This is a genomic window from Gordonia sp. JH63 (genome assembly GCF_009856645.1).
Lineage (GTDB): Bacteria > Actinomycetota > Actinomycetes > Mycobacteriales > Mycobacteriaceae > Gordonia > Gordonia hongkongensis.
Genome location: NZ_CP047235.1, coordinates 971,173 through 990,982, shown reverse-complemented (window position 1 = coordinate 990,982; position 19,810 = coordinate 971,173). Strand labels below are relative to the sequence as shown.

Here is a 19,810-nt window from a genome sequence, read left to right as displayed (position 1 = left end):
AAGGCGGCCACTGACCACCGGTCGAACCACTTCCACGAGCGAGGCCCGGCACCCGCCGGGCCTCGCTCGTTCTGTCGGCCCCGCCACCTAGGCTGACCGGGTGGCCAGAACCAAGACGTCCTTCCGCTGCACCGCGTGTGGCCATCAGGTGCCCAAGTGGGTGGGCCGCTGCCCCGAGTGCGGCGAATGGGGCACCATCGGCGAGGTGGCCGGGCCGGCACCGTCGGCGCGCTCGACCGCGGCGGTCGCACCGTCGAGCCCCGCTCTGCGCATCACCGAGGTCGACGCCGAATCGTCCGCCGCGATCCCCACGGGCATCGGCGAGCTCGACCGGGTGCTGGGCCGCGGCGTCGTCCCGGGCTCGGTCATCCTGCTGGCCGGTGAGCCCGGCGTCGGCAAGTCGACGCTGCTGCTCGAAGCCGTCAAACACTGGGCGGCACAGGACCGCACGGCGCTCTACATCACCGGCGAGGAATCTGCCGGGCAGGTCCGCATGCGGGCCGAGCGCACCGGCGCGGTGCACCCGAACGTCTACCTGGCCGCCGAGACCGACCTCGCGACGATCCTCGGCCACGTCGACTCCGTCGCGCCGTCACTCATGATCGTCGACTCGGTACAGACCCTCGTCGCCTCCGGGGCCGACGGCGTCACCGGCGGCGTGACCCAGATCCGGGCGGTCACGACCGCACTGGTCTCGCTCGCCAAGAACCGCGGGGTCGCGGTCATCCTCGTCGGCCACGTCACCAAGGAGGGCGCGGTCGCCGGGCCGCGGTCGCTGGAGCACCTCGTCGACGTCGTACTCGCGTTCGAGGGTGACCGGCACTCGACGCTACGCATGGTCCGCGGTGTCAAGAACCGGTTCGGTGCGGCCGACGAGGTGGGGTGTTTCGAACAGCGCGACGACGGCATCCATCAGGTCCCGGATCCCTCCGGAATCTTTCTGCATCAACGTGATTCGGATGTGAGCGGCAGCGCGACCCTGGTGACCATGGACGGCAAACGCGCACTGGTGGGCGAGGTCCAGGCGCTGGCGAACGGCACCGAGATGAACATTCCGCGCCGGGCGGTCTCCGGCCTGGACATGAACCGCGTCTCGATGGTGCTCGCGGTACTGCAGGCACGCGGGGGTCTGAAACAGATCGCGAAGAGCGAGGTGTATCTCTCCACGGTGGGCGGCATGCGCGTGACCGAGCCGGCCGCCGATCTCGCGATCGCGCTCGCCGTGTACTCCACGGTGAAGAACCAGCCGATCCCGCAGTCGACGGTGGTCGTCGGCGAGGTCGGGCTCGGCGGTGAGGTCCGTCGTGTCTCGGCCGTCGCGCGCCGACTCGCAGAGGCGAAGCGACTCGGCTTCCGGGAGGCGATCATCCCCGCGGCCACCGACGAGGAACTGCCGACGGGCATCCGGATCCTGCGTGTGGCGAACCTCGGCGACGCCGTCGGTCTCCGCGACGCCGATCCGGTGGACGCGCCCTTCTGACCCGTCCCCCTGGCCGCTGCGCCTAGGGGTACATCCGGCGTTTGTACTCCTCCGCCCGGGCGCTCTTCTCGACATGGGCGGCGAAGTGCTTCCGCACATCGATCGTCACGAAGATCGCGTGTGCGCTGGCCACCGGCTCGTCCGGATTACCGATGTGGGCGACCGCCTCGGTGAAGATCTTGCGGCGCTGTCGGCCCAGCAAGGTGCCGGTGAACTGCAGCGTCGAGCCCACCGGGATGGGCCGGATGTAATCAACCTCGAGATGCACCGTCACCCCGGAGGGCCCGATCAGGAGCGGGATCGTGCCCATCACCTCGTCGAACGCGGTGCTCAGGATGCCGCCGTGGATGACGCCGGGGCCGCCCTCCATCCGGGTCTCGACCTCCATCGACGCGTCGACGGTGAACCCCTCACCCGCATGCACCACCAGATGCAGGCCCTGCGGGGAGTCCGGTCCACAGCCATAGCAGGTCGGGTTGTGCATGCGGACGGGTTCGCCCGGCTTGGCCGCCTTCGGGTGGCGTTCCACCTCGTCCAGGTCGTCGGGCACCACGAAACTGCTGCTCTTCACACCCCGGTACCCTAGTCACCATCAGAACGGCCGATGTCGCTGGCATCCGGCCTTGCGCGGGTGGGCGCCGTCCCCGCGGGGACGGACGGGTCACTGGAGGGAAGTCATGGTTGCCGAGGTGGTCAGATCCGAGCTGACGCGCGACACGGTGGCGCGCGTCGCGCCCGGCACGCCGCTTCGTGACGGCCTCGAACGCATCCTGCGAGGCGGCACCGGCGCCCTCATCGTGCTGGGGCACGACTCCGACGTCGAGAAGATCTGCGACGGCGGTTTCCACCTCGACGTGGAGTTCGCGCCGACGCGACTGCGCGAGCTCGCCAAGATGGACGGCGCAGTCGTGCTCTCCACCGACGGCAAGCGCATCGTGCGGGCCAACGTCCAGCTGGTCCCCGATCCCTCCATCCCGACCGAGGAGTCGGGCACCCGTCACCGCGCGGCGGAGCGGACCGCCATCCAGACCGGGCATCCGGTGATCTCGGTGAGCGCGTCGATGTCGATCGTGAGCGTCTACGTCGACGGCGCCCGCCGGGTCGTCGAGAGCCCGGACCCGATCCTGTCCCGCGCCAACGTCGCGCTGGCCACCCTCGAGCGGTACAAGGCCCGGCTCGACGAGGTGATCTCGGCGCTGTCGCGCGCGGAGATCGAGGACTACGTGCTGCTGCGCGACGCGATGTCGACCGCCCAGCGCATGGAGATGGTCCGTCGTGTGTCGGCCGAGATCGAGGAGTACGTCCTCGAACTCGGTGTGAACGGCCGGCAGGTCAGCCTGCAGCTCGAGGAGCTGATCAGCGACAACGACACCATGCGCGAACTGCTCGTCCGCGACTACTACGCCAGCCCCGAGCCGGCGACCGCCGAGGATGTCCGCCAGGCGCTCGAGGTCGTCGAGAACCTCAGCGACGCAGACCTTCTCGACCTCACCCTGCTCGCCGGGGCCTTCGGGTACCCGACGACGATCGAGGCCCAGGACACGGCGATGAGTCCCCGCGGTTACCGTCTGCTCGCCCGGATCTCGCGGCTGCAGTTCGCCCACGTGGACCGGCTCGTGCGCAGCTTCGGGACCCTACAGGCGCTGCTCGCGAGCTCGTCGGCCGATCTGCAGGCGGTCGAGGGTATCGGCAGCATCTGGGCCCGCCACATCCGTGAGGGACTGTCCCGCCTGGCCGAGACCAGCATCGAGCGCTACGACTAGTCGCCTGGCCCGGCGAACGTGACCGTCGCTCAGGGCTGTTGGGCCGGGGCGACCATGTTGAACGTGATCGGGAACGATTCGCGTTCGCCGATCTTGCCGATGGCGGAGTAGGAGCCGGCGGGCACCTGGGTCCGCGGGCGCTCGCAACCGGGGCTGCTGGTGGTGCCCGACCAGGTGATCGTGTCCTTCACCTGCTGCGCAGGCTTGAGCACCACGTTGTTGACCGTGTTCAGCGGCGAGCAGTCGCGCGCCGACCACAGCGTCCGGGTGCCGTCCAGGGTGCGGACGATGACGTTCTGCACGGCCTTGCCGACGTCGCGGGTGCACTCGGACAGTCCCGCGTTGGTGGTCACGATGGTGAACACCGGGTTCTGTCCGATCGTGTAGGTGGGCTTGTCGGTGTAGAGGACCACCGAGATCGCCTGATCCGGGCACAGGGCCGGCCCGCCGGCCGCTCCGGGAACGCCTGCTGGACTTGCCGATTCGACCGGGGTCGCGGACCCCGCGGGCGGCCCCGCCGGAGCACCCGCCCCGCCGCCGGCGCCGCCCCCCGCATCCGGTTCACCGGAGGCGCCACCCGCCTGCGGCTCCGACGCGGGCGGCGCGGATGTCGTCGACGACGCCGACGAACTCGACGGCGCGCTCGCGGTGGCCGCGGTGTTCTGCGGATCCCCGCTTCCCGACGTCATCCACACGATCAGTGCGACGACCAGACCGACCACGACCAGCGCACCACCCGCGGCGACGACGCGGCGTCGCCAGTAGATCTCGGGTGGCAGCGGGCCCTGGGGTTCGATCACGACCACAACGCTAACGGCCGGGTCTTGACTTCTGGTTCATCACGTGCGGCGTGTCGCAGCGGGAAAGCGGTCCCGAGCAGGCAAAGTCTAGAGTTCGCCTTCAGGTCCACCGCATGCGGAGACGAATACGACGTCAGGCAGACTCGGCCACCGCGGTGGGCGCCGGGCGTTCACCGATGTCCCCGTACACGCCCTGGACGTTCACCTGCCCCTCGCTGAGCTGGTAGGTCAGGCCGACGATCGCCAGGCGGCCGGTACTGATCCGGTCGGCGATGATCCGGCTGCGCTGCATGAGCAGCTGCCCGGTCTCCACCACATGGCGGGCCTCGAACTCGTCGACTCGTGTCAGGCCCTCGCTACGGCCGGCGAGGATGCTGGGGGTGACCCGTTCCACGACATCGCGGATGTAACCGCCGGGGATCTGGTTGTCGTCGAGCGCGTCGAGGGTGGCCTTCACCGCGCCGCAGCTGTCGTGCCCGAGGATCACGATGAGCGGCACCTGCAACACCTCGACGGCGTACTCGAGCGAACCGAGGACTGCCGAGTCGATGACCTGACCGGCCGTGCGGACGACGAACATGTCGCCGAGGCCCTGGTCGAAGATGATCTCGGCCGCCAGCCGCGAGTCGGCGCAACCGAAGAGCGCGACGTGCGGATGCTGGCCCCCGGCGAGTCGCGCCCGGTCCTCGATACCCTGGCTGGGATGCTGAGATTCACCTGTCACAAATCGGTTGTTGCCGTCGCGCAGGATGCGCCAGGCCTGCCGTGGTGTCGTTGCGGTCATGCCCAATAGTGTGCCATCGGGCCATCTGCTCGGTTGGTTCGATATGCATGAACGGGATCTTCCGTGGCGTGACCCGTCGTGTAGCGGCTGGCAGATCCTCATCAGCGAGATCATGTTGCAGCAGACGCCGGTGTCCCGGGTGGTCGAACCCTGGCGGGAGTGGGTCCGGCGGTGGCCGGCCCCCTCGGCGATGGCGGTCGAACCGGCCGGGGAGGTCCTGCGGGCGTGGGGCAAGCTCGGCTACCCCCGACGCGCGCTCCGCCTTCACGAGTGCGCCAAGGTGCTTGCCGCCGACCACGGCGATCGGGTTCCCGAGGATGTCGAGACCATGCTGGGACTGCCCGGTATCGGGGACTACACCGCACGGGCGGTCGCGTGCTTCGCCTATGGACAGGCCGTGCCGGTGGTCGACACCAACGTCCGGCGGGTCATCGTCCGCGCGGTTCACGGGCGCGAACAACCGGCGAATCCGTCGCGGCGGGATCTCGCCGACGCGCAGGCGCTGCTCCCCCGGTCCGTCGACGGCACCTACGCCGCGTCGGCACCACGCTTCTCGGCGGCGCTGATGGAACTCGGCGCGCTCGTCTGCACGGCTCGAAACCCCAAGTGCGACATGTGCCCTCTCGTCGACGGTTGCACCTGGGTCGGCCTCGGCCGGCCGACGCACTCCGGACCGCCGCGCCGGGTGCAGAAGTTCGCCGGCACCGACCGTCAGGTGCGCGGGCTGCTCCTCGATGTCCTGCGCAACACGAGCGGCGCCGTCGACCGCGCCGCACTCGACGTCGTGTGGACCTCCGACACCGCCCAGCGCGACCGGGCCCTGGATTCGCTGCTCGTCGACGGGCTCGTGGAGATCACCGCAAGCGGACGCTACTGCCTCGCCGGCGAGGCATAGCTCCGCCGGGACTCCGCCGAACGGCTCCGAGACGGCTGTACCGGAACTCCGCTCGAGCCGGTGCCGACAGACCTCATAATCCGTGCCGGGTTCATTGACCAGTCGTTTGATCGTTCGGAGATAGTCTCCCACCACGCCCGGATCGTTGCTAATGTCCCGATCCATGAGTCAGCCGCCGTATCCCCCTGTCCCGCCGCCGGACCCGCAGCAACCGGGCGGCTTCCCCGGGCAGCAGCCGCCCCAATACGGGCAGCAGCCGCCGCAGTACGGGCAGCAGCCTCCCCAGCAACCGCCGTACGGCCAGCAGCCGCCGCCGCAGCCGCAGTACGGCCAGGCCCCGCCTCCGCCGCCTCCGGGCGGGCCGCAGTACGGTGACGCCGGGGCCTATCCCGGAGCCCCGGATCCCTACGGCGCGCCGGGAGATTCGGGCAAGATCGACGTGGGCACCGCGTTCTCGTGGGCCTTCGGCAAATTCAAGAACAACGTCGGCGCGATGATCCTGCCGGGCCTCGCGATGTTCCTGCTTTACGCGGTGTTCCTCGGGGTCTTCTACACCGTTTTATTCGCCAGCAGTGACGACCTCGTTATAGACGAGAACGGGTATATCCAGTCCGGCGGGCCTGGAATCGGTACTTACATCCTAATGGCGCTTATCGCCGTGGTCTTCTACATCGGCATTCTGTACTTGCAGGCGAGCATCATCTCCGGAGCGGTCCGTGTCGCTAACGGCGAACCTGTATCCGCGGCATCTTTCCTGACCCCGATTCGATTCGGACCAGTGATCGGCACCGCGATTCTGGTCGGGATCATCACAGCCATCGGTACGTTCCTGTGCGTGCTCCCCGGCATCATCGCCGCGTTCTTCTTGATCTTCTCGATCGTTGCCACAATCGACAAGGGGCTATCGCCTGTCGAGGCACTGAAGGCATCGTTCGAGTTGGTGAAGTCCAGATTCGGCGACTCTCTACTCACGTGGTTGGTGACTTACGCAATCACCCTGGTCGGCGCCCTACTGTGCGGAATCGGCCTGATCGTTGCAGCTCCCGTCGCCCAGCTGTTTTTCGTGCACTGCTGGCGTCGGCTCAACGGCGCGCCCATCGCGCCGGCCGACCCCGCCTGACGCCACCCGTTCCTCCTCGGGGCGTACACGATTCGTCGTGTACGCCCCGAATTACGTTGCGCGGCGGTCTCAGCGGTCGAGGCCGGACAGGAATGCCTCCACCGCACCGCGATACACATGTGGCGCGTCGTCGTGGATCAGATGTCCGGCATCCGGCACGCGGAGATGCCGGGCGTGGTCGTTGACCGCGCACATCGTCCGCATCTGCCCCGGCGGGGTGACCCCGTGCTCGGCCTCGATCAGCAGCGCCGGCACGCCGACCGAACGCCATTGCGTCCAGAAATCGCGTCGGCCCCATTCCTCGGCGATCGCGGCCCACAACGGAATCCGACCGTGTAACCGGCCGTCGTCGAAGGCCTCGAAGAAGTAGCGGCCGGCCACCGGCCCGAACATCTCGACGGCTTCGGCCTCGGAGGCGAATCGGTCCGGCCAGGACTCGAACCACGGGGTCCAGCTCGTGGTGGTCCGGCCGCGGAAGTCGGGGGCCATGTCCTCGACGACCAGCGCTGCGACGAGTTCGGGGTACTCCGCCGCCGCGCACCAGGCGTGTAGGGCTCCCATCGAATGCCCGATGAGGACCGCAGGCCCGCGGTCGATCCAGGTGAGGACCTCGGCGAGGTCGGCGACGAACCGCTCCGTCGCGAGTTCGCCGTCGTCGCAGGGTTGTTCGGCGTCGGCGCCGGTGTGGAACGCGGCGTCGTAGGTGAACACCCGGCCGTACCGGCGCAGCCACGGGACCTGGCGGCGCCATGTCCGTCCGCGGCCCATCAGGCCGTGCAGCAACACGATGGGCGGCGCCGCGCGCTCGACTGTGGCCGACGATCCGTTCGCTTCGTCCGCGACTTCGGGACCACCGTGGTCGCGAAGTCCGGTCTCCTGCGGAACCTCACCGTCGAACATGCCAGAACTGTAGTCGCAGAACCGCAGTGCCACCGACGACCGGCACGGGGCCCGACCGCCGTGTCGTCGTTCCCCAGACGACCGCCCCCGCACAGCGCCTATGGTGGACGCATGTCTGTTGTGAAGATCAATGCCATCTCCGTCCCCGAGGGCGCGGGCCCCGAACTGGAGAAGCGGTTCGCCAATCGCGCCCACTCGGTCGACGGGTCCAAGGGGTTCCTCGGATTCCAGCTGCTGCGTCCGGTCAAGGGCGACGACCGCTACTTCGTCGTCACCGAGTGGGAGTCCGAAGAGGACTTCCAGGCCTGGTCGGCGGGTCCGGCCCGCGAGGCGCACTCCGGTGAGCGCGCGAAGCCGGTCGCCTCGGGTGCGGATCTGCTCGAGTTCGAGGTCGTGCTCGACGCGCGGCCCAAGTCCTGAGACGAGCACGCCCTGACCTCTGAACCGGCGGCGGGCGCGTCGCTCGTCGCGCCGATGTTCCCGCTCGGCACCGCCCTGGTGCCGAGCGCGGAACTGCCGTTGCGCATCTTCGAACCGCGCTATCGGCAGATGCTCGACGACCATGTCGACACCTCGACCGATCCACCCACGGTCCGATTCGGCGTGGTGCTGATCGAGCGCGGTTCGGAGGTCGGCGGCGGCGAGTCACGCTGCCGCGTCGGCACGCTGGCGCACGCCGAGATCACCGCCCGGCTACCGGACGGCCGCGCGACGCTGACCGCGATCGGCCGACGCCGGTTCCGGGTCGAGGAATGGCTGCCCGACGATCCATATCCGCGCGCCCGCATCACGGTGTTGCCCGAGCGGACCCCGAGCCGCTCCGATCTGGCCCGTCTGCGCGACCTCGCCGAACGACACCGCGAGCTCATCCGGCGGAAGTTCCGCGCCGCCGGCGAGGATCCCGAGCCGATCATCGCCGCCTTCGCCCTCATCGACTCCGATCCCCGGGCCGCGGACCTCTCGCCCATCCACCGGTGGGCGGCGCAGACGGCGGGACAACCGCATGACCAGCAACGACTCCTCGAGGCCGAGGACCCGACCGATCAGATCGAGATCCTCCACGACGTGATGCAGGGGATGGAGGCCCGGGTGGCCTTCGGGAGTTCCTGACGACCACCCCTGGCATCAGAGTTAGAACGTGTTCTAGTATTGCGTGTGCCGTAGTTCACACCTGTCCGTCGGCGGCTGTCGACCGCCCACGCCCGGACAGGGCCCCGTCCTCTGAGGAGCACACGCGTAATGACCGAGACCGTGGAGTCCCAACCCGCCACCCTCACCGGCGGGGGCGATCAACCCCAGTTGCTCATCGGCGGCCGATGGGCCGATCCCCATTCCACCGAGACCCTCGAGGTCCACTCCCCCGCCACCGGTGAGCGCGTCGGTTCGGTACCGCTCGCCGACGCCACCGACGTCGACGCCGCGGTCCGCGCGGCGCGCGCGGCCTTCGACTCCGGGGTCTGGAGTTCGACGCCGCCCGCGCAGCGCGCCGACATCATCGCGAAGGTCGCCGATCTGATCGACGAGCGGGGCGACGAGATCACCGCGCTCGTGTCGGCCGAGATGGGCGCGCCGCCGAGCGCGATCAGCACCCTCCAACAGCTCCCCGGCACCGGTGTCCTGCGCGCCTACGCCAACGCGGCCCGTGACTATCAGTGGGAGGAATACCGCACCGGCCTGTTCGGCACCACCCGCATCACCCGCGAACCGGTGGGCGTCGTCGGCGCGATCTGTGCCTGGAACGTCCCGCTGTTCATCACCTGCAACAAGATGGGTGCCGCACTGGCCGCGGGCTGCTCGGTGGTGCTCAAACCCGCACCCGAGACCCCCATGACCGGCAACTACGTCGCGCAGCTGTTCATCGAGGCAGGCGTGCCCGCCGAGGCGATCTCGGTGGTCACCGGCGGCGCCGAGACCGGGCAGGCGCTCGTCGCGCATCCCGACGTCGACAAGATCACCTTCACCGGTTCGACCGCGGCCGGCAAGGCGATCGGCGCCGCCTGCGCCCAGACCCTCAAGCGGTGTTCGCTCGAGCTGGGCGGCAAGTCGGCCGCCATCGTCCTCGACGACGTCGACCTCGCCGCGAACGCTTTCATGCTGACGTTCCTCGGCCTGTTCAACACGGGCCAGGCATGCGTCGCGCAGACGCGAATTCTGGTGCCGCGCAGCCGACAGGACGAGATCGTGGCCGCGATGGTCGAGGCCGCGAAGGCGATGAAGGTCGGGCTGCCCTCCGATCCGGAGGCCCAGCTCGGACCGCTGATCACCGAGAACCAGCGGAACAAGGTCGAGGAGTACGTCGAACTCGGCAAGAAGGCCGGTGCCACCGCGGTTCTCGAAAGCGAGCGTCCCGAGGGACTCGACTCCGGCTACTTCCTCACCCCCACGATCTTCACCGGCGTCACCAACGACATGGCCATCGCGCAGGAGGAGATCTTCGGTCCCGTGCTGTCGGTCATCGCCTACGACGACGTCGACGAGGCCATCGCCATCGCCAACGACTCGAGCTACGGACTCGCCGGCACGGTGTGGACGAACGACGTCGAGCGCGGCATCGAGATCTCCACCAAGATCCGCACCGGCACCTTCGGGATCAATTGGTACGCCATCGATCCCGAGTCACCGTTCGGCGGTTACAAGAACTCGGGCATCGGCCGTGAGAACGGCCGAGAAGGTCTCGAGTCCTTCCTCGAGCACAAGTCGACGATGCTGCCGATGGGATACGAGGTGTCCACGGGTTAGCCCTCCCGCCTCTCACAGGGGGGAACCGGGGCCGGACGACGTGTACGTCCGGCCCCGGTTCTTGTTTCGTGCCCGCCCACAGGCAGAGAGCCGCTGACTATTGCTCCCTGAGGTGCGAGGAGCGATAGCGACGAGCCACGAAGGGCCTGGTGAGGCACGCTGCGGAGCCCTTCGTGGCTCGCTTCGCTCGCACCTCAGGGAGCAGAAAGGGGCCGGCCCGCCAATTCGAGGACCTCCACCGCACCGGTATCGGCCGGTGGCTGGTGCGTCACCACGACGACGATGCGGTCGGGCCCGAACAGGTCCCGCTCGATCCCCAGGAGGCGCCGCAACAGCTCGTCGGAGTCCGCCTCGTCGAGATGCTCGGTCGGTTCGTCGAGCAGGACGACCGGCGCGGGATGCAGCAGTGCGCGGGCGAGCAGCAGTCGCCGCCGCTGCCCGCCGCTCATCGCATCGGCCCCACCGGTGAGGACGGTGTCCAGACCGTCGGGAAGTGCTGCGGCCCAGCGCTGCAGCCCGGCGGCCGCCAGCGCGGTGTCGATCTCCTCGTCGGTGATGTCACCGCGGGCGACGCGCAGGTTCTCGCGGACCGACGTCGAGAAGATGTGCGCCTCCTCGGCGAAATAGCATCCCGCCGAACGTAACCCGACGATCGAACCGTCGCCGACGTCGACCGCCTCGACGTCCCCGGCCATCGGCGGCAACAACCCGGCGAGGGTGAGGAGCAGCGTCGACTTCCCCGCCCCGCTCGGGCCGGTGACCACCAGACGCGAACCAGGTCGCAGGTCGAGATCCACGCCCGCCGCGGGACCGAGGACCTCCCGATCCCGGTGTCCCCAGCGCAAGCCCGTGGTCCTCAGGCGCACCGGAGACCGATACACCTCGGCGTCGGTTACATCGACTGTTCCGTCGGCGTGCGCCCCGTCCACCAGCGCCATGAGCCGGGCCGCACTCTGTCGGCTCCGCTCGATCTGCAGCCCGGCCTCGGTGAGCGGCGCGGTGGATTCGAAGGCCGACAGCGGCAGCAGGACGAGCACACCGAGGATCATCGGCGTCAGTCCAGCCCCCGAACTCACCCCGGCGAGCGAACCCGAGGTCGCCGAGGCCAATTCGACGGCGATGACGCATGCCGCGATCAGCGACGCACCCAATGCCAGCGGAGTCGCCGCCGCGGCGGATGCCTGCCACCGGATACCCCGGTCCGTGGCGTCGAGATGGCGGCGATCCGCCGCTGCGGCCGCTGCCAGCGCGTGATGGCGTCTGCGTGCGACGACGAGTTCAGGCGCGTGCCACAGCGCCGTCGTGGCGGCCTCCGTGGCCTCGGACGCGGCCTGCGCGCCGTCGCGGATCGACCGGGCACCACCGCGTGCGGCCAGCCACGGCGCCACACCGCCGCTGACGGCCAGCGCGAGTGCGAGCACCACGGCCGCGGGCACCGAGACCAGCGCCATCACCACCACTGCCGCAAGCGATGTCGTGGCACCGATGCCGATCGGGATGAGGCCGCGGATGAGGGCGTTCCCGATCTCGTCGACGTCGTCACTGGTCCGGTTCAGCAGTTCACTCCGCCGCAGCGTGACCGAATAACCCGGTGCGCCCGACGCCAACGCCGTGTACACCCGTTGCCGCGCGGTGGCCATGGCCTGCAGAGCGAGATCGTGGGTCGCCAGCCGTTCCAGATAGCGGAACACACCGCGCGAGATACCCAGCGCCCGGACCGCGGTGATCGCGACCGACAGGTACAGCACCGGCGGCATCTGCCACGCACGGGTGATGAGCCAGGCCGACAGCGCCGCCAGGAAGAGGGCCGAGAGCGAGCCGCCGACACCGAGCGCGAGCGCGGTGAGCGCGGGACGCCGGCGCAGGCCGAGGAAGCCCAGGGCCCGGATCAACGGATCACCGCGCATGGTCCACCTCCTCGGCCGTGCCCGCGGCTGCTGTGCCGGTGGCCGCCGGGAAGTCCACCACCCGGTCCGCGTACTCGCGGGCGACTCCCCGGTGCGCCACCACGACGACGGTGTCCCCGGCCCGAGCGCGATCGCGGAGTGCGGCGAACACGTCGCGCTCGGACGCCTCGTCGAGGTGGGCGGTCGGTTCGTCGAGCAGCAGCAGCGGCGCCGGCGAGGCGAGGACTCGGGTCAGGGCGAGGCGTTGCCGTTGTCCCGCGGAGAGCCCGACCCCGCCGGTTCCCAGCACCGTGCCGAACCGGACCGGCAACTCGCCCAGGACCGCGGCGAAGCCTGTTGCCGTGGACACCGATTCGAAGGCGTCGCGGTCCAGCGCGCCGAGCAGCTCCAGGTTCTCGGCGACCGTGCCCGGCACGATCACCGGTTGCTGGGGCAGCCAGGCGATCTGTTCGTGCAGCGCCGCCGGATCGGCCTGGGCGACGGGGATGGACCCGATCAGCACCGATCCCGCGTCCGGAGCGAGCAGGCCCATCATCGCCGCCAGCATCGTCGACTTGCCCGACCCGTTCGGTCCGGCGAACACGGTCAGCGCCCCGGGTTCGATCGTCGTGCGGAGGCACTCCGGCGCCCATCCGTCGCGCCCGTGGATGCCGACGTCGAGCACGGTGATCGGTTCGCCTGCGACGCTGACCCCACGATTCCCGGTGGCGGACAGCGTGGCCGCCTCAGACTGCGGTGTGATGAGCTCGAAGACCTGCTCGGCTGCGGTGAGGCCGTCGGTGGAATTGTGGAACTGCATGCCGACCCGACGCAGCGGCAGGTATGCCTCCGGCGCCAGGATCAACGCGAAAACTCCTGCGTACAACGACATCTCGCCATAGACCAGACGGAGACCAATCCCCACGGCGACCAGTGCGACGCAGAGCGTGGCCAGTAACTCGAGGACGGCGCCCGACAGGAACGCGACCCGCAGCGAACTCATCGTGCTGCGGCGGTGGGCTTCACCGAGTTCACCGACCCGAACCGCCGGGGCGCCGGCCCGGTTCAGTGCGCGCAACGTCGGCAATCCGGCGATGAGGTCGAGGAGCTGGGCACTCAGCCGGCTCATCGTCGCCAGCTTGCGTGTGGTGCGATCGCGCGTCATCAGTCCGACGAGCACCATGAACAGCGGGATGAGGGGCAGGGTGACGAGGATGATGAGCGCCGACGGCCAGTCGGCGAACGCGATGACCACCGTGACCGTCGGCGTCAGAACCGCCGCGGCCACCAGGGCCGGTAGGTAGCCCGACAGATACGGCCCAAGGGCGTCCAGCCCGCGCAGGAGGACAGTGCTCGCGTGTTCGCGGATCGCCGTCAGCGATCGCGGCGACGTGCGGGCCGGATCGGTGAGGACATCGAGGGCCTCGGCACGCATCTCCGCGATCGCACGCTCGGCGGCGCGGTGCGCGTATCGGTCGTGTCCGTATGCCATCGCGGCCCGGGCCGCCAGTGCTGCGGCCAACACGGTCAGGTGAACGCCCTGCGCGGCGAACGACCGCGCCCCGGGCGACACGATCAGTTCGGAGACGATCGACGCCACCATCGCGGCCACCACGATGATCGCGACCACCTCGGCCACCGCGAACGCCGCGGTGACCCCGACATACCGCCGCGTCGTCGGCGAATACCGCAGCAGCCGGGGGTCGAGCGGAGGCCGGGCGGTGCGTCTCACTTGCTCGGGATTCGCAACGACGGAAGTCCGGCCGGGTCCGGGATGTGCGCGACCGACAGTCGCTTTCGGAACACCCAATAGGTCCAGGCCTGGTAGCCCATCACCACCGGGGTGATGAGCACGGCCGCCCACGTCATGATCGTGAGGGTGTAATCGCTCGACGACGTGTTCTCGATGGTGAGGTTCCACTGCGGATTCAGGGTCGACGGAATCGTGTTCGGGAAGAGCACGGCGAACAGCGTGGCGACCGTGCCGGCGATCGCGATGCAGGTGAACATGAATGCGTAACCCTCGCGGCGGATCTGGGTGGCGGCCACCATGCCCACCGCGGCGACGGCGGCGATGAGCACCGGAATCCAGGTCCACGAGCTGCCGTAGGCGAACTGGGTCCACAGCAGGAACACGGCGGCCACGATCAGTGTCGGCCAGGCCAGCCGGGCAGCGTAGCGAGCCGAATCCTCCTGCAGCACACCGGAGGTCTTCAGCGAGATGAACACCGCCCCGTGGGTGAGGAACGCGAGCAGGGTCGTGGCGCCGCCGAGCAGGGCATACGGGTTGAGGAGGTTGAAGAACCCACCCGTGTACTGGGCGTCAGCGTCGATCGGGAGCCCGCGCACGATGTTGGCGAACGCCACACCCCACAGGATCGCCGGAATCCACGAACCCAGCCCGATTCCGACGTCGCACCACACGCGCCAGCGGGGGTTGTTGATCTTGCCCCGCCACTCGATCGCGCAGACCCGCACGATGAGCCCGATGAGGATGAGGAACAGCGGTAGGTAGAACGCACTGAACATGGTTGCGTACCAACCGCCGAAGGCCGCGAACAACGCCGCACCCGCGGTGATGAGCCAGACCTCGTTGCCGTCCCAGACCGGGCCGATGGTGTTGAGGAGCGCGCGGCGCCGTTTGTCGGGGTCGGCTTCGGGATCGTCGGCGGCGACCTTGTCGTCGCCGCCGGTGTGACTCGAACCGAGGATCGGCATCAGCATGCCGACACCGAAATCGAAGCCCTCCAGTACGAAATACCCGACGAACAGGAACGCGATGACCAGGAACCAGATTTCTTCGAGACTCATGAGCACGCTCCTCTAGTACGCGAACGAGAGCTGTTTGGGTTCATCGGAATCGGACTCGTCGTCGTCGGTGTGGCCCGGCGGTCGCGCATCGTGTGCGGCCGGGCCCTCGATGACATAGCGCCGCTGCAGCATGAACCACACGATGCCGAGGGCACCGTAGAGCAGCGTGAAACCGATCAGCGTGACGAGCACGGTGCTTGCCGAATGGTTGGACACACCGTTCTGCACCAGCATGCTGATCCGGAGCGGGTCGAGGTCGTCCTCCCAGTTGGGCGCCACGACCCACGGCTGGCGTCCCATCTCGGTGAAGATCCAGCCGGAACTGTTGGCCAGGAACGGCGTCGGGATCATCAACAGGGCGATGAAGCCGAAGCGTCTGGATTCGACCACCCGCTTACGGCGCGTGAACCACAGTCCGCCCAAGGCCACGACCACCGAGCCGAGCGCCCAGGTGATCATCGCCCGGAAGCCCCAGTAGGTCACGAAGAGGTTGGGTGCGAAGTTCTGGTTCGCCGGCACGTTCGGCTGTCCGGCGAAGGCCCGGGTGTACTGCTCCTGTAGTTCCTCGACGCCCTGCAGAGTCGAATCGAAGTCGTGATTCGCGAGGAACGACAGCATCTTCGGGATCTCGATGACGTGTTCGATGTTCTCGCAGTTGTTCTGGCGGCCGATCGACAGAACCGAGAAACCCGGACCCGTCTCGGTCTCGCACAGCGACTCCGCGGACGCCATCTTCATCGGCTGCTGTTTGAACATGATCTGCGCCTGGAGGTCCCCGGTGATGAACAGCGCGACACCGGAGACGATGGTGATCCACAACGCGAGTCTCGTGACCGGCCGCCAGAGGTCGCGGGCGTCCTTCTCGAGGTCCTCGGGTGTGGCGTCGACGTGGCTCGGCGAGGTGCTGTCCGGGATCTCGGACAGGTCACCGGTGTCCGCGGCCTCGCGGATCTTCTTGGCCCGCCATGAGTTCCGCGCCATCCACCAGATGCCGATGGCCGCGACGAAGGTACCGGCGGTGAGGAAGGCGCCGGCGATGACGTGCGGGAAGGCCGCCAGGGTCGTGTTGTTGGTGAGCACCGCGACGAAGTCGTTCATGGCAGGCCGGCCGCGTTCGTCATCCCATGTGACGCCGACGGGGTGCTGCATCCACGAGTTCGCGGCGATGATGAAATACGCCGACGCGTTCACACCGATGGCGGCCAACCAGATACAGGCCAGGTGCACGCGGCGCGGCAGGCGGTCCCAGCCGAAGATCCAGAGCCCGATGAACGTCGATTCGAGGAAGAAGGCGACGAGACCCTCCAGGGCCAGTGGCGCGCCGAAGACATCGGCGACGAACCGGCTGTACTCGCTCCAGTTCATGCCGAACTGGAACTCCTGGACGATGCCGGTCGCGACACCGAGCGCGAAGTTGATCAGGAAGAGCTTGCCGAAGAACTTCGTGGCGCGCAGCCACTGCTCGTTGCCGGTGACATGCCACACCGTCTGCATCACCGCGATCATCGGCGCGAGGCCGATCGTCAACGGCACCAGGATGAAGTGGTAGACGGTCGTGATCCCGAATTGCCATCTGGAGACGTCCAGAGCGTCCATATCGCCTCAAATCGAGTTGCCGGCCCCCGGGCTGCGGGGGCAAGGTCGAAACCTGCCGGGTACCTACTACTAGCGGTAGTAGTAGGTCGTAGGCGCGACGTTACGCCTGGTCACCGGGCCCTTACAAGCGCCAAAGGTCCCGCCGACCAGTTCGAAGCGGTGTCTTCCCTCTCACCCACGCGGGTGTGTGCCCCAGGCGGACGAGATCAGGTGGGGGTGACCGGGATCAATTGTCGTCCACCGAGATGGCCCGGTCGACCAGATCGGTGAACTTCGCGGCGTCCGCGGCGAGCGGCATCACGTACCGGTTGAGATGGGTGACCCGCGCCGCGAGGGTCACGCTGCTCACCAGCCAGACCGAGTCGGCCGCCACCAGATCCTCGGGCCGTAGGACGTCGGTCTTGGTCGTCCAACCCTCCTGTTCCGCGACATCGAAAACCGCACGCACGGTGGTCGACTCGAGAATCCCGATCTCGGTCGGCGGTGTGACCAGGGTGTCGGAGTACACGGCGACGACCGTGGCTCGGGGCCCTTCGAGGACGGCGCCCTCGCTGCTGACGAAGATCACGTCGTCGAAGCCCTCGGCCGACGCGTGGCGCAGGGCCGCCATGTTCGTGGCGTAGCTGAGGGTCTTCGCGCCGAGGAGCTGCCAGGGCGCCGTGGCGGCGAGGTCGATCGAGAAGCCGCGAGCGAGGGTGACCACCCGGACACCGTCCGCACGCGCCGCCGACACCCGGTCGGGCACCGCGTCGACGGTGACGTACGCGGTCGGCGCCGAACCGTGCTCGCGTCCGCGGGAGTAGACGAGCCGCAGCAGTGCCTCACCCGACGACCCGTGCTTCTCCGTCCACGCCTGCGTCGCGGTCTCGATCACCGCCCGCCACTCGTCGAGATCGGGCTTGTCGAGTTCCATCGCGGCCGCACTCCGGGCCAGTCGCTCGAGATGCAGTCGGACGCATCGCGCCCGGCCGCCGCGCACGAGAAGCGTCTCGAAGATGCCGTCACCGCGCACCGCGGCCAGGTCGTCGGCGTGGAGGAAGGGAGCGTCGGCATCGTGTCGGGTGCCGTCGAGGGAGACAAGGATCGAATCCGCCATGGATAGAAGGTTGTCATGCGTCGCAGCCCCGCGCCGAATCGACCCGTAGAATCGACGCGTGAGCCGCTCACCCATCCTGACCAGGCATTCCGAGGGCGGGGCGGTGCCCGGCCCCGGCGACCTCTTCTCCGCCGACACCGCGTGGCACTACGGCGACCCCCTCGGCGAACAACGAGCCGCACAACGTGGCGTGATCATCGCCGACAGGTCCGACCGCGCCGTTCTCGAGATCGCCGGCGCCGAACGCCTGACCTGGCTGCACACCATCAGCAGCCAGCACATCGCCACCCTCGCCGACCGGTCGAGCGCCGAAGACCTCTCTCTCGACCTCAACGGTCGTGTCGAAGAGCATTTCGTCCTCACCGACATCGACGGCGTGACGTGGATCGACACCGAGGGTTCGCGCGGCGGACCGCTGCTCGACTTCCTGACCAAGATGGTGTTCTGGGCCAAGGCCGAACCCGCCGCGCGTTCGGACATGAAGGTCCTGACGCTGATCGGGCCCGGGGCTGTCGACGGTCCGGTCGCCGATCTCCTGGAGATCGGCGCGGACGCCGTGGTGTACCAGGCGGGCGGGTTGCCCGAGTCGCATCACGAGGACGAACCGCTCGGTTTCTGGCGACGCATGCCCCCGCTCGGCGAGGACCGGGACCTGCCGGTCGTCGACCTCGTGGTGCCCGAGTACGTGCTGACCCGCTGGTGGGACACGCTGACCGAGGCCGGCGCGCGTATGGCCGGCAGCTGGGCTTTCGAAGCCCTGCGCGTGGCCGCCCGCCGACCCCGGCTCGGCGCCGACACCGACGAACGCACGATCCCGCACGAGGTCGACTGGATCGGCGGTCCGGACGAGTTCGGCGCGGTCCACCTGGACAAGGGTTGCTACCGCGGCCAGGAGACCGTCGCCCGCGTACACAACCTCGGCAAGTCGCCTCGACGGCTGGTCCTGCTGCATCTGGACGGGAGCGTCGACGAGCGACCTGTCCCCGGCGACCCGGTCACCGCCGGCGGACGGACCGTCGGCCGGGTGGGCACGGTCGTCGACCACCATGAGTGGGGTCCCATCGCGCTGGCACTCGTCAAGCGCAACGTCGGCGCCGACGTGGAGTTGTCGGTCGGGGCCGAGTCCGCCGTCAGCGCGCGGATCGATCCGGATTCGATCCGCGACGACGATCGGGTCCAGGCGGGACGCGCGGCCGTGGAACGACTCCGCAGCGGTTCGGCGGCGCCGGGACGCAACGGTTGAGCACGGGTGTGGTGCTGGCCGTGTGCGCGGCCGGCGACGACGTGATCCTCGAGGGAATCGGCCCCTCCGCCATCGACAAGCGGCCCCGCAGCGGGCGCCTCGACGTCGACGAACTCGGTCTCGTCGACGACCACGTGGGTAACAAGCGACACCACGGCGGCGTCGATCAGGCGGTGTACGCCTACGCCGATCCCGAGGCGCGCCGATGGGCCGACGAGCTCGGACGTGAGCTTCCTTACGGATGGTTCGGGGAGAACCTGCGCATCGACGGGATGGCGGTCACCGATGCAGTCGTCGGGGAGCGATGGGAAGTCGGCACCGACGGGCTGGTCCTCGAGGTGACCATCCCTCGCGTCCCCTGCAAGACCTTCGCGGTGTGGGCGGGCGAGCCACGGTGGATGAAGCGGTTCCTGGCGCAGGCAGATTTCGGCACCTACCTGCGCGTTGTCCGCAACGGCACGGTGGCGCAGGGCGATCGGATCACCGTCGTTTACCGCCCCGATCATGGCGTGCGGTCGCGTGATCTGCTCGCCGGCGGTGACGTCGAGGCGATCCGGTCGTTGCTCGCGCAGGACGATCTACCCGCCAAGGTCCGTCGCGAGGCGACCAAGATGGTGAACAAGTCGGAAAGACGCGTCGGCGCGGCAACACAGGGTGGACAACACAAATCCTAGAGGCGCGCTAGACTGGTCCCCAC

General features: G+C 68.7%; 18 protein-coding genes. 9 read left to right on the top strand and 9 right to left on the bottom strand.

Annotation, left to right across the window (positions count from 1 at the left end; genetic code table 11):
* The first annotated feature begins 100 nt into the window (after positions 1-100).
* Positions 101-1,480 carry a DNA repair protein RadA gene (gene radA / locus GR168_RS04490; protein WP_055475228.1) on the top strand — a complete coding sequence of 460 codons (1,380 nt, stop codon included), beginning with the start codon at positions 101-103 and terminating at the stop codon, positions 1,478-1,480.
* Positions 1,481-1,502: 22 nt separating this feature from the next.
* On the opposite strand, the gene GR168_RS04485 is transcribed toward radA, so the two are convergent.
* A complete protein-coding gene (locus GR168_RS04485) occupies positions 1,503-2,030 on the bottom strand; it encodes a PaaI family thioesterase (protein WP_171011614.1) in 528 nt (175 codons plus the stop codon).
* A 127-nt stretch (positions 2,031-2,157) separates the two neighbouring features.
* Between GR168_RS04485 and disA the strand changes: the two genes are divergently transcribed.
* Entirely contained in the window at positions 2,158-3,243 is a 1,086-nt protein-coding gene (disA, locus tag GR168_RS04480; RefSeq protein WP_055475230.1) for a DNA integrity scanning diadenylate cyclase DisA, read from the top strand.
* Positions 3,244-3,272: 29 nt separating this feature from the next.
* On the opposite strand, the gene GR168_RS04475 is transcribed toward disA, so the two are convergent.
* Both GR168_RS04475 and GR168_RS04470 read right to left on the bottom strand, forming a co-directional pair.
* Positions 3,273-4,043: a hypothetical protein gene (locus GR168_RS04475; RefSeq protein ID WP_159370135.1), complete on the bottom strand. Its 771-nt coding sequence runs from the start codon at positions 4,041-4,043 to the stop codon at positions 3,273-3,275.
* A 133-nt stretch (positions 4,044-4,176) separates the two neighbouring features.
* Entirely contained in the window at positions 4,177-4,827 is a 651-nt protein-coding gene (locus tag GR168_RS04470) for a carbonic anhydrase (RefSeq protein WP_055475232.1), read from the bottom strand.
* Between GR168_RS04470 and GR168_RS04465 the strand changes: the two genes are divergently transcribed.
* Together GR168_RS04465 and GR168_RS04460 are read left to right on the top strand one after the other, a co-directional pair.
* Positions 4,826-5,722, top strand: a complete 897-nt coding sequence (locus GR168_RS04465; protein WP_055475233.1) for an A/G-specific adenine glycosylase — start codon at positions 4,826-4,828, stop codon at positions 5,720-5,722. The two genes, GR168_RS04470 and GR168_RS04465, sit on opposite strands and share 2 nt — an antisense overlap.
* Before the next feature lie 163 nt (positions 5,723-5,885).
* The gene (locus GR168_RS04460) at positions 5,886-6,842 is read left to right on the top strand and encodes a hypothetical protein (RefSeq protein ID WP_055475234.1); all 957 of its coding nucleotides are present in this window, start codon (positions 5,886-5,888) and stop codon (positions 6,840-6,842) included.
* Positions 6,843-6,911: 69 nt separating this feature from the next.
* Here GR168_RS04460 and GR168_RS04455 read toward each other — a convergent pair whose 3' ends face one another.
* On the bottom strand, positions 6,912-7,742 hold the full coding sequence (locus GR168_RS04455; protein WP_055475268.1) for an alpha/beta hydrolase: 831 nt from the start codon (positions 7,740-7,742) through the stop codon (positions 6,912-6,914).
* A 111-nt stretch (positions 7,743-7,853) separates the two neighbouring features.
* On the opposite strand from GR168_RS04455, the gene GR168_RS04450 reads away from it, so the two are divergent.
* The 3 genes from GR168_RS04450 (at position 7,854) to GR168_RS04440 (ending at position 10,481) form a co-directional block, all read left to right on the top strand.
* The gene (locus GR168_RS04450) at positions 7,854-8,162 is read left to right on the top strand and encodes an antibiotic biosynthesis monooxygenase (protein WP_035717146.1); all 309 of its coding nucleotides are present in this window, start codon (positions 7,854-7,856) and stop codon (positions 8,160-8,162) included.
* 54 nt (positions 8,163-8,216) lie between these two features.
* Entirely contained in the window at positions 8,217-8,852 is a 636-nt protein-coding gene (locus GR168_RS04445) for an LON peptidase substrate-binding domain-containing protein (protein ID WP_055475235.1), read from the top strand.
* Positions 8,853-8,981: 129 nt separating this feature from the next.
* Positions 8,982-10,481, top strand: coding sequence for an aldehyde dehydrogenase (locus GR168_RS04440; protein WP_068972212.1), 1,500 nt, complete (start codon positions 8,982-8,984; stop codon positions 10,479-10,481).
* Between the two features lie 194 nt (positions 10,482-10,675).
* On the opposite strand, the gene cydC is transcribed toward GR168_RS04440, so the two are convergent.
* From cydC to GR168_RS04415, 5 genes are all read right to left on the bottom strand, one after another.
* Positions 10,676-12,388, bottom strand: a complete 1,713-nt coding sequence (cydC, locus tag GR168_RS04435) for a thiol reductant ABC exporter subunit CydC (RefSeq protein ID WP_068972213.1) — start codon at positions 12,386-12,388, stop codon at positions 10,676-10,678.
* On the bottom strand, positions 12,378-14,099 hold the full coding sequence (gene cydD, locus GR168_RS04430; protein ID WP_068972214.1) for a thiol reductant ABC exporter subunit CydD: 1,722 nt from the start codon (positions 14,097-14,099) through the stop codon (positions 12,378-12,380). Before cydD ends, cydC begins: the two co-directional genes overlap by 11 nt.
* Complete coding sequence (gene cydB, locus GR168_RS04425) at positions 14,096-15,178, bottom strand: cytochrome d ubiquinol oxidase subunit II (protein ID WP_065629163.1); 1,083 nt, start codon at positions 15,176-15,178, stop codon at positions 14,096-14,098. Before cydB ends, cydD begins: the two co-directional genes overlap by 4 nt.
* A gap of 12 nt (positions 15,179-15,190) precedes the next feature.
* Positions 15,191-16,774, bottom strand: coding sequence for a cytochrome ubiquinol oxidase subunit I (locus GR168_RS04420; RefSeq protein ID WP_065629162.1), 1,584 nt, complete (start codon positions 16,772-16,774; stop codon positions 15,191-15,193).
* Between the two features lie 226 nt (positions 16,775-17,000).
* Positions 17,001-17,870 (bottom strand): aminodeoxychorismate lyase, encoded by an 870-nt coding sequence (locus tag GR168_RS04415; RefSeq protein ID WP_065629161.1) that lies wholly within the window; start codon positions 17,868-17,870, stop codon positions 17,001-17,003.
* A 58-nt stretch (positions 17,871-17,928) separates the two neighbouring features.
* Between GR168_RS04415 and GR168_RS04410 the strand changes: the two genes are divergently transcribed.
* A complete protein-coding gene (locus GR168_RS04410) occupies positions 17,929-19,113 on the top strand; it encodes a folate-binding protein (RefSeq protein WP_159370134.1) in 1,185 nt (394 codons plus the stop codon).
* Positions 19,110-19,787, top strand: a complete 678-nt coding sequence (locus GR168_RS04405; protein WP_231742502.1) for an MOSC domain-containing protein — start codon at positions 19,110-19,112, stop codon at positions 19,785-19,787. The genes GR168_RS04410 and GR168_RS04405 overlap by 4 nt, the downstream gene beginning before the upstream one ends.
* The last annotated feature ends 23 nt before the right edge of the window (positions 19,788-19,810 follow it).